At 52.4% G+C, this 9,407-nt stretch carries 7 protein-coding genes; 2 read left to right on the top strand and 5 right to left on the bottom strand.

Annotation, left to right across the window (positions count from 1 at the left end):
- Nucleotides 1-18 precede the first annotated feature (18 nt).
- From D5066_RS07525 to D5066_RS07535, 3 genes are all read right to left on the bottom strand, one after another.
- Entirely contained in the window at nucleotides 19-1,485 is a 1,467-nt protein-coding gene (locus D5066_RS07525; RefSeq protein ID WP_119915510.1) for a pyridoxal phosphate-dependent decarboxylase family protein, read from the bottom strand.
- An 18-nt stretch (nucleotides 1,486-1,503) separates the two neighbouring features.
- Nucleotides 1,504-2,880 carry a diaminobutyrate--2-oxoglutarate transaminase gene (locus D5066_RS07530; RefSeq protein ID WP_014884533.1) on the bottom strand — a complete coding sequence of 459 codons (1,377 nt, stop codon included), beginning with the start codon at nucleotides 2,878-2,880 and terminating at the stop codon, nucleotides 1,504-1,506.
- A gap of 343 nt (nucleotides 2,881-3,223) precedes the next feature.
- Nucleotides 3,224-4,231, bottom strand: a complete 1,008-nt coding sequence (locus D5066_RS07535; protein WP_119915511.1) for a LacI family DNA-binding transcriptional regulator — start codon at nucleotides 4,229-4,231, stop codon at nucleotides 3,224-3,226.
- 236 nt (nucleotides 4,232-4,467) lie between these two features.
- Here D5066_RS07535 and D5066_RS07540 point away from each other — a divergent pair, with 236 nt between their 5' ends.
- The gene (locus tag D5066_RS07540; protein WP_119915512.1) at nucleotides 4,468-5,709 is read left to right on the top strand and encodes an MFS transporter; all 1,242 of its coding nucleotides are present in this window, start codon (nucleotides 4,468-4,470) and stop codon (nucleotides 5,707-5,709) included.
- A gap of 17 nt (nucleotides 5,710-5,726) precedes the next feature.
- Complete coding sequence (locus D5066_RS07545) at nucleotides 5,727-7,160, top strand: glycoside hydrolase family 32 protein (protein ID WP_119915513.1); 1,434 nt, start codon at nucleotides 5,727-5,729, stop codon at nucleotides 7,158-7,160.
- A 49-nt stretch (nucleotides 7,161-7,209) separates the two neighbouring features.
- Here the strand turns inward: D5066_RS07545 and D5066_RS07550 are convergent, their stop codons facing one another.
- Both D5066_RS07550 and D5066_RS23040 read right to left on the bottom strand, forming a co-directional pair.
- Nucleotides 7,210-7,680, bottom strand: a complete 471-nt coding sequence (locus D5066_RS07550; protein WP_119915514.1) for a hypothetical protein — start codon at nucleotides 7,678-7,680, stop codon at nucleotides 7,210-7,212.
- A 159-nt stretch (nucleotides 7,681-7,839) separates the two neighbouring features.
- Nucleotides 7,840-8,868 (bottom strand): YadA C-terminal domain-containing protein, encoded by a 1,029-nt coding sequence (locus tag D5066_RS23040; protein ID WP_244288131.1) that lies wholly within the window; start codon nucleotides 8,866-8,868, stop codon nucleotides 7,840-7,842.
- Between the last annotated feature and the right edge of the window lie 539 nt (nucleotides 8,869-9,407).

Below are 9,407 nucleotides of genomic sequence, written 5' to 3' on the forward strand. Positions count from 1 at the left end.
CGGAAGAGGGGTTTTGTATTACTTAGCCAGAAGTTCCTGCGCGGTGCGCTCAACCAGAGACAGTAGGACTTTAATATCCTCCAGCGTCACGGTTGGATTCAGCAGCGTCAGCTTCAGGCAGGTCACGCCGTTATGCTCGGTCACGCCGACGTTAGCGCGGCCAGATTCCAGCAGCGCATCACCAATTTTCTGGTTCAGCAGGGCGATGCCCGCGTCGTCCATCTGCACCTGTCCGCGGAAGCGGAACAGCACGCTTGCCAGCTGTGGCTGCATGACCAGTTCCAGAGCAGGCTGCGCTTTCACGTAGGCCGCAACCTGCTGTGCCAGCGTCACGCCGTGATCGATGATCGCCGCGTATTGCTCCTGACCCAGCGCTTCCAGGCTCATCCACAGCTTCAGTGCGTCGAAACGACGGGTGGTCTGCAGAGATTTGGACACAAGGTTAGGCACGCCCGCTTCTTCGTCGAACTCAGAGTTCAGGTAAGCCGCCTGATAGCGCATCAGCTCATAGTGACGCGCTTCTTTCAGCAGGAACGCGCCGCAGCTGATGGTCTGGAAGAACTGCTTGTGGAAGTCCAGGGTGACGGAATCCACCAGCTCGATGCCGTCCAGGTAGTGACGATACTGCTCAGACATCAGCAGCGCGCCGCCCCAGGCCGCATCAACGTGTACCCAGATGTTCTGTTTCGCGGCCAGTTCAGCGATCGCGCGCAGCGGATCGATAGCACCGGCATCGGTAGTACCTGCCGTCGCGACGATGGCCAGAATCTGCTCGCCGTTCGCGTTGCACTGTTCGATTTTCGCCGCCAGATCGGTCAGATCCATGCGGGAGAACTCGTCGGTTTTCACCTGCACCACGGACTGATAGCCCAGGCCCATCAGCGCCATGTTTTTCTGCACGGAGAAGTGCGCGTTTTCGGAGCACAGCACGCGAATTTTGCGCAGATCGCCCACCAGGCCGTCCTGCTGAACGGAGTGACCCTGACGCGCGAAGAACGCATCGCGAGCCAGCATCAGGCCCATCAGGTTGCTCTGGGTACCGCCGCTGGTGAAGACACCCGCGTCGCCAGCCTGATAACCCACGCGGGTACGCAGCCATTCGATCAGTTTGATCTCAATAATGGTTGCGGACGGGCTTTGATCCCAGGAGTCCATACTCTGGTTAGTGGCGTTGATCAGCACTTCCGCCGCCTGGCTTACCACCAGGCTTGGGCAGTGCAGGTGCGCCACGCACTGCGGGTGATGAACGGACAAGCTGTCTTTCAGGAAGAACTCGACGGCGCGTTCAATCGCCGCTTCGTTTCCCAGCCCTTTCGGGTTGAAATCCAGCTTAATACGGTCGCGCAGCTCCGCGACCGTTTTGCCCTGGTACATCTCAGGCTGTTTCAGCCACTGCATCACAGCCTGAGTGCTTTGTTCAATCGCCTGCTGGTAAGCTTCAATGCTCTGCGCAGAGGAGAACAAAATTGGGTTTGAATCAGACATCGTAATCAATAACTCCGGTTACGCCGGGCGAACGCCCGCAGCAAGCAGTGCCTGCTCAAATTTATCCAGGAAGATTTTCAGCTCTTCGTCGCTGATCAGCAGAGACGGCAGCAGGCGCAGAACGATACCGTTACGGCCGCCACGCTCCAGAATCAGACCGGCTTCGAAGCACTTCTTCTGAATCAGCGCAGACAGTTCGCCGTCGCCCGGGAAGCAGCCCATGTGGTCAGCGGCTTCGTGCGGCTTAACGATCTCAATACCGATCATCATGCCCAGACCGCGAACGTGGCCGATGACCGGATAACGTTTCGCCATCTCTTTCAGCTGGCCTTTCAGCCATTCGCCCTGTGCAGCCACTTTGCCAGCGATGTTCTGATCTTTCAGGATTTTCAGCGTCGTCAGACCGGTTGCCATCGCCAGCTGGTTGCCGCGGAAGGTGCCGGTATGGTGGCCTGGCGCCCATGCGTCGAACTGCTTTTTGATACCGAGCACGGCCAGCGGCAGACCGCCACCGACGGCTTTAGACATCACGATGATGTCTGGCTCAATGCCAGCGTGTTCGAAGGCGAAGAATTTACCGGTACGGGCAAAGCCAGCCTGAACTTCGTCGAGGATCAGCAGAATGCCGTGTTCCTGAGTCACTTTACGGATGCGCTGCAGCCACTCGGCCGGAGCCGGGTTAACGCCGCCTTCGCCCTGAACGGCTTCCAGGATCACCGCAGCAGGTTTGCGCACGCCGCTTTCAACGTCGTTAATCAGGTTATCGAAGTAGTAAGTCAGCGCTTTCACGCCCGCTTCACCACCGATACCCAGCGGGCAGCGGTACTCGTGCGGGTAAGGCATGAACTGCACTTCTGGCATCATACCGTCTACTGCTTCTTTCGGAGACAGGTTGCCGGTCACGGACAGCGCGCCGTGAGTCATACCGTGGTAACCGCCAGAGAAGCTGATGATACCGCTACGACCGGTCACTTTTTTCGCCAGCTTCAGCGCCGCTTCTACGGCGTCGGCACCGGATGGACCGGTGAACTGCAGGCAGTACTCTTTGCCCTGACCAGGCAGCAGAGAGAGCAGGTATTCAGAAAACGCGTCTTTCAGAGGCGTAGTCAGATCCAGAGTGTGTAACGGCAAGCCGCTGGTAATGACATTTTGGATGCTTTTCAGCACATCAGGATGGTTATGGCCAAGCGCAAGGGTGCCTGCGCCTGCTAAACAGTCAAGGTATTCTTTATTATCTGCATCGGTGATCCACACGCCTTCTGCTTTAGTGATCGCTAAAGGCAGTTTGCGCGGATAACTCCTGACGTTAGATTCAAACTCGGCCTGACGGGCCAGATAGGTTTCGTTGCTTTTGTGGGCATCTACGGTGTCAATACGGACTTTATCCGTCATCATATCACTCCTACAACCGCCGCTTCGTTATGAGCCACGATTGAATAAAAAGTTAAAAAACAGATGGGGGCCTGAAAAAAACGCCGCCAATATAGAGCCTTTTGTCACGGGGCTCAATGGTTAATTTGTTTACTGTTTTGTGACATGGGGCACAGGAGAGGCGATATCACCCTTTTTAAAAAGAAGATTGCACTTTATGGCGAGCAAAAACAGTTGGTTACGTGAGGTTTGGACGGGGTGTTAAATGAAAGAAAAGAGTGTGACAAATCGTGCCATTGACTGAGAAAAAAGGAGGTATGCTGCCTTTATACCCCCTTATTTTTCCATCACCGGCAAAAAGCGGTGGTCACATGGCGTGCGCAATGGAATCACGCATTAAAAATGGACTTTCAACGCGCGTCGTTTCCCGGTGCTGTTCACCATGAATAATGTGAAGGGCGCTCAGGCGACCAATTTCATAGTGGGGCAACTGAACCGTTGAAAGAGGGGGCTGGAACAATTCTCCAATGCCCACCATATTGTCGTAGCCGATAACCGCGACATCTTCAGGAATGCGAATCCCCTGCGCCAGCAGCGTCTGATACACCATAAACGCGATACGATCGTTGCCGCAGATAACGGAGTCAAACCGGGGGATGCCATTCTGAATGCGCGCCAGCAATGCGGACGGAATGTCACGATAATGCTCGTCTCCGGGCGCCATATAGCTGTGCTCCAGTCTGTCCGGGTCGAGCCCGGCTTCACGGCAGGCACGTTCAAGCCCCTGACGGCGTCGAGTTGTGGCCAGATGGCCCACAGGTAAATGCAGACACAGGGGCTGCCGATAGCCCTCAGCGAGTAACGCCCTGACGGCGGCGTACTGCCCCTGTTCATCATCCGGAATATAGCTGGCGACCTTTTCACCGACACTTTCACAGTTGGCCAGTACGCAGGGGAGGGTGAGCAGCTTGGCAGGAAAAGGAACCTGACGTAGCCCCATCGTGGTGTAGATAATCCCGTCTGGCCGGTGGGAGAGCAGAAGATCGACGATGGCATCCGGGTTGTCGTCAGCAAACATATTCATGACGAAGCTATTCCAGCCGTGCAGCCTGGCCGTCTCTTCAATAGACAGCGTAATCTCCACCGAGAACGGAGTCGTGACCGTATCGAGCGCCAGCACGCCAATGGTTTTAGGTGAAGCGTTTGCGCCGCGTATTTTCTTGGCGGACAGATCGGGAACGTAGCTGGTCTGCTCGATAGCCCACTGCACGCGCGCCAGCGTTTCCGGTTTAAGACGCTCCGGGCTGTTAAGCGCGCGGGAAACCGTCATCAGCGATACGTTAGCCAGCTTTGCGACGTCCTTCAGGGAAGCCATTTTCTTACTCCATTAATGCTCTGTGAGAGGGTATACAACTAAGTCGCTGATGTAAAAGGAAGGCTGATGACCAGGTTAAGTCTCGCTTACCTCACTTATGAATTTTTGATCGCGATCTCATTCTCTTGATGTTAACGTTAACTTTCGTGATTAACATCTTAAATATCACTCAAGCTGCATGAGAAAGCATAAATGTTAACGTTACCATTGTGTCATTACTCCAACATGAGAATGTCATGATGAAAACGCATCACTCTCACAGCTATCCCTTACTGAGCGCATTACTGTTTTTCTTTTTTGTCACCTGGTCATCTTCCGGTTCGTTGCTCTCTATCTGGCTCCATCAGGAAGTGGGCTTAAAAGCGGGGGATACGGGCATTATCTATGCCGTGCTTTCCGTATCCGCGCTGTTTGCACAAATCTGTTATGGATTTATTCAGGACAAACTTGGCCTGCGCAAACACCTGCTCTGGTTTCTGACCAGTCTGCTGATTCTTTCCGGCCCGGCCTTTTTGCTGTTTGGCTATCTGCTGCAGATTAACGTATTGCTGGGCAGTATTTTTGGTGGGATTTATATCGGCCTGACGTTTAACGGTGGGATTGGGGTGCTGGAATCCTATACCGAACGCGTAGCCCGTCAGAGCCAGTTTGAGTTTGGCAAGGCGAGAATGTGGGGATCGCTTGGCTGGGCGGTGGCAACCTTTTTTGCGGGGCTCCTGTTTAATATAAATCCGAAGCTGAATTTCGCTGTCGCGAGCTGTGCCGGGCTGGTGTTTTTTGTTTTGCTCGCGCGCCTCAGGGTCTCTTCCGCCCCGCACGCCATGCAGGAAGCGGTGTCCGGTGGCAAGGTCACGCTGGAGGACGCATTACGCCTGCTGACGCTGCCGCGTTTTTGGGCGCTGGTGTTTTTCGTTATCGGCACCTGCATTTACGGCGTTTACGATCAGCAGTTCCCGGTCTATTTCTCGTCACAGTTCCCGACGTTGCAGGAAGGAAACGCCATGTACGGCTATCTCAACTCCTTCCAGGTTTTTCTTGAGGCGGCGGGCATGTTTTGTGCCCCGTGGCTGGTAAACCGCCTCGGCGCGAAAAACGGCCTGATATTCGCGGGCATGGTGATGGCAATGCGTATGGTGGCATCCGGTCTGGTTGAGGGGCCGGTGCTCATCTCCATTACCAAGCTGCTGCACGCGGTTGAACTGCCCGTATTGCTGGTCTCAATCTTTAAATACAACAGCCTGCATTTTGATAAACGGCTCTCTTCCACCCTCTATCTGGTGGGCTTTGCCTGTACAAGCTCGGTGATTGCTTCGGTTCTGTCGCCGCTGGCGGGTTACAGCTATGAGAAATACGGCTTTGCCCAATCCTATCTCATTATGGGGCTATTAGTTTTCAGCACCACGCTCATCTCCATCTTCCTGTTGCGCTCGGGTAAGTCTTCTTCTGACCCGCTCATGCCGCAACCCTCCACTATCTGACTGAAAAGAGTGAATAAATGATGTATTCCATTGCCAAAGCTGAACAGGCATTACAGGCCAAACGCGGCGATCTTAACCTGCGCTGGTATCCACGTTACCACCTCGCCGCGCGTGCCGGCTGGATGAACGACCCGAATGGCCTGGTGTGGTTTGACGGCTGGTATCACGCGTTTTACCAGCATCATCCGTACTCGATCCAGTGGGGGCCGATGCACTGGGGCCATGCGCGCAGCAAGGATTTAGTTCGCTGGGAACATCTCCCGGTGGCGCTGGCACCGGAAGGGCCAGAAGACAAGGACGGCTGTTTTTCCGGCTCGGCGGTGGTGGATGGCGATACGCTGGCGCTGATTTATACCGGACACAAATTCCACGGCGATCCGGGTGACGAGGCTAACCTTTACCAGGTACAGTGCCTGGCAACCAGCCGTGATGGCGTCCATTTTACGCGACAAGGAACGATCGTTGATACGCCGCCTGGGCTGCATCACTTCCGCGATCCGAAAGTGTGGCGGGAAGGGGAGCGCTGGTACATGGTTGTCGGTGCACGGGATGGCGAGACGGGCCAGGTGCGCGTTTACCGTTCTGACGACCTGCGCGAGTGGGAGGATATGGGCGTGCTTGCGGTGGCTGAAAAAGAGATGGGTTACATGTGGGAATGCCCGGACTTTTTCACCCTCAACGGCAAACGCGTTCTGATGTTTTCACCTCAGGGGCTGGCTGCGGAGGGATTCAACAATCGCAATCTTTTCCAGAGCGGCTACCTGCTGGGCGAGTGGCAGCCCGGCCAACCTTTCGTGCGTGAAGGTGAGTTTGTGGAGATGGACTGCGGGCATGATTTCTATGCGCCACAAAGCTTCCTGACGCCTGACGGACGCCGCATTGTTATCGGCTGGCTGGACATGTGGGAATCCCCCCTTCCGGAACAGCAGGATGGGTGGGCTGGCATGCTCTCTTTACCGCGCGAGCTGACGCTAAGTGCGGATAACCGCCTGCAGATGCGGCCAGCCAGAGAAGTCGAAAGCCTGCGGGGGGCGTGGTTCCCCTGGCCGGTGAGCACGCTCAACAATCAGCAGATCGCTCAGGTGGAAAGCTGTGATGCGATGGAGGTCATTCTGCAGTGGGATTGCGTCAACAGCAGCGCAGAGCAGTACGGCATTCGTCTTGGCGACGGATTACGCCTCTACGTCGATGCGCAGATGCAGCGCCTGGTGCTGGAGCGTCATTATCCGCAGTATGGCCTGTGCGGCACCCGAAGCGTCGCGCTGAACCTGAACGACACGCTAAGCCTGCGCCTGTTCGTTGACAACTCGTCAGTGGAAGTGTTTGTCAATGAAGGGGAGGCGTGCCTCAGCAGCCGCATTTACCCTGATGAAGGGGCGCGCGAACTGGCATTGTTTGCCTGGACGGGGAGTGCATCGCTTATTGATGCCGGGGCGTGGCAGCTAGAGTAATACGTTAAGGCCTGCAAATGAAAAAGGCGACAGCTGTCGCCTTTGTTTTCTATTTAATCTTTGTTGCGTAGCCTACAAACTTTCCTTCTTTACTCACCGCTAGTTTGCCTTTAGCAGGATAGTAAATGAAGGTGTATAGCCCTTGTGAATAAACTTTTGCCTGAGGCTCGTTTTCATCCAGCGCGCCCAATACGCCATCGACGTCTAATATCTCACCTTTAATCGTGATCTTCATCCCTTCCCATTTAAAGGCGTGAACCGCTTTAGCTGCCTGTGCATGTTGCTTCGCGTCTTTTTTAGCCCAGATACCCGTACCCGCAGCGGCATCACGCGCGTTTGCCCATGCTGCATTTTGTGCGGCTTCATTGTAAACATTCTGGCGATTTTGCTCAGCCAGGTAGCAGGTATCTTTGCTAATACCCTGGCGCTCACATTCGGCCATGCGCTGAGCAGGTGAAGTACACGCAGAAAGCAGGATGGCAGCACCAGCTATTAATACCGCTGAGAGTGACTTTATCATTATGATAATACCTTAGATGAAATATATTCGATAGAAGGAGGTTTAATAGCCGCAAATATAATAAGTCTGATACATAATACCTAACCATGCGCCAACGATAATAAGCATCAGGTACAATATTACAGAGATAACAATGTATTTTGTCATGCTGGTTCTTTATTAAAAGCCGATCCCTACGCCGACTGAAGCTCCCATGTTATTTGCTGTATCATCAGAGAAGCTCACTTTACCAACCATATGTTCGTTAAAGTTAACCGACGCCCCAACCGCTAAAGCGCTTTCACCGTTGTAAGTCGCACCGCCAGCCGAGAACATCACGCGCTGATTCGTTTGCACCTGTGGTAAACCGGCCATCGCCATCGCGCCACTGATACCCGCGTTTGCTTCTTTCTTGTTATTATCGACTTCCTCACGCAGCGACCTAAATTGCTGGTTGGTGTTGTTATTCAGAGCCTGTAATGTCTGTTTGGTAGCCTGCAGTTCCTGTGCTTTGGCAGTAATAGCCTGACTATTAGTTGCGACTTTAGCTTGTGTTGCCGTGTCTACCTGCGTTCGTGTCACGGTGGTCATCACGCCATCTTTACCATTCGCTCCATCACGTCCGTTAACTCCAGCAACGCCTTGTGCGCCTGTAGAACCGGTATCGCCTTTATCGCCTTTATCGCCTTTAGCGCCATCTTTTCCATCTACGCCGTTAGTGGGTTTTGGTGTATTCTCAAGAGCTAACAGGCGGCTATCTTGCACAGCATTAACAGTTTCAATATCAGTAATTGCAGTTCCGTTAGTAAGCACGCCTTTTAACGCCACATCACCTTTTGTATTAGCGGTGTCGGCAAGAGCGCCTGCTAATTTAGCTTCCTGATCTACGTGAGAAACAGTCGTTTGAAGAGAGGAGATATCAGCGGTGTTCGTGCTGATATTATTTTTACTTACGTTGATCTCGTCTTGCATTCGTTCACGATCGCCTTGCAAGTTATAGATCTGCCCGTCTTGCGTTACGTTTTCAGCTTTCATATTATCCAGATTATAAGCGGTATTATCAGTGCCCTGAATCTGAATAAAAGTACCTGCGTTGGATACGTTATCGTTAAGGTTTACATTTACATCTGCAGCTTTAGTTACATTTATAGAACCAGTCAAAATAACGCCGGATACAAAAAATGTAACGGCATTTTTAGCAAGTTTCATTTTAAAAGCACTCATCATTTAAAAAGTAAAAATGGGTAAGGCTAGCTATCCTGGCGTGTTGATGTAACGTCTGGTTACGCCTGATTAAAATAACGGGGTTACGTAGAATTTTGAATAAATCACTTAATTCGTGACGTGCAGTAACTATCAATTAATGCGAGCTTTTGGATATTGATCTAAATCATAAATGGCATGAATAGCCAAAGTGAGTTTTTAAGGGGTGTCGCAAAATATCTCAATGTTTACATTGACTTATAAGGTGCGTGGCCAGATGCACGTTTCGTGTTAACCCCTTGATTGAGAGGCTAAATATTTAGCGGGGTAAAACGGTTTGGGGTTAACTTTATATTTCATTCGAAATAAGATTTAATGCTTTATGAAACATAAAATAGACTAACTGAAAGCGGAAAAAAATTATGTTGGTAGAGCTATTTCTTAAACGCTGAAAAAAGTGAGTGTTTCTTGGACGTAATGTAATTGTTATAGAAAATGGTGTTGATTCAAAGGAGGGGCATAATAGTCCTGTAATTATCGCTGCT

This window comes from Enterobacter chuandaensis (genome assembly GCF_003594915.1).
Lineage (GTDB): Bacteria > Pseudomonadota > Gammaproteobacteria > Enterobacterales > Enterobacteriaceae > Enterobacter > Enterobacter chuandaensis.

Excerpts from the sequence above, each read along its gene's own strand:
- D5066_RS07525 (WP_119915510.1), bottom strand. The coding sequence starts at position 1,485 with ATGTCTGATTCAAACCCAATTTTGTTCTCCTCTGCGCAGAGCATTGAA.
- D5066_RS07530 (WP_014884533.1), bottom strand. The coding sequence starts at position 2,880 with ATGATGACGGATAAAGTCCGTATTGACACCGTAGATGCCCACAAAAGC.
- D5066_RS07535 (WP_119915511.1), bottom strand. The coding sequence starts at position 4,231 with ATGGCTTCCCTGAAGGACGTCGCAAAGCTGGCTAACGTATCGCTGATG.
- D5066_RS07540 (WP_119915512.1), top strand. The coding sequence starts at position 4,468 with ATGATGAAAACGCATCACTCTCACAGCTATCCCTTACTGAGCGCATTA.
- D5066_RS07545 (WP_119915513.1), top strand. The coding sequence starts at position 5,727 with ATGATGTATTCCATTGCCAAAGCTGAACAGGCATTACAGGCCAAACGC.
- D5066_RS07550 (WP_119915514.1), bottom strand. The coding sequence starts at position 7,680 with ATGATAAAGTCACTCTCAGCGGTATTAATAGCTGGTGCTGCCATCCTG.
- D5066_RS23040 (WP_244288131.1), bottom strand. The coding sequence starts at position 8,868 with ATGAAACTTGCTAAAAATGCCGTTACATTTTTTGTATCCGGCGTTATT.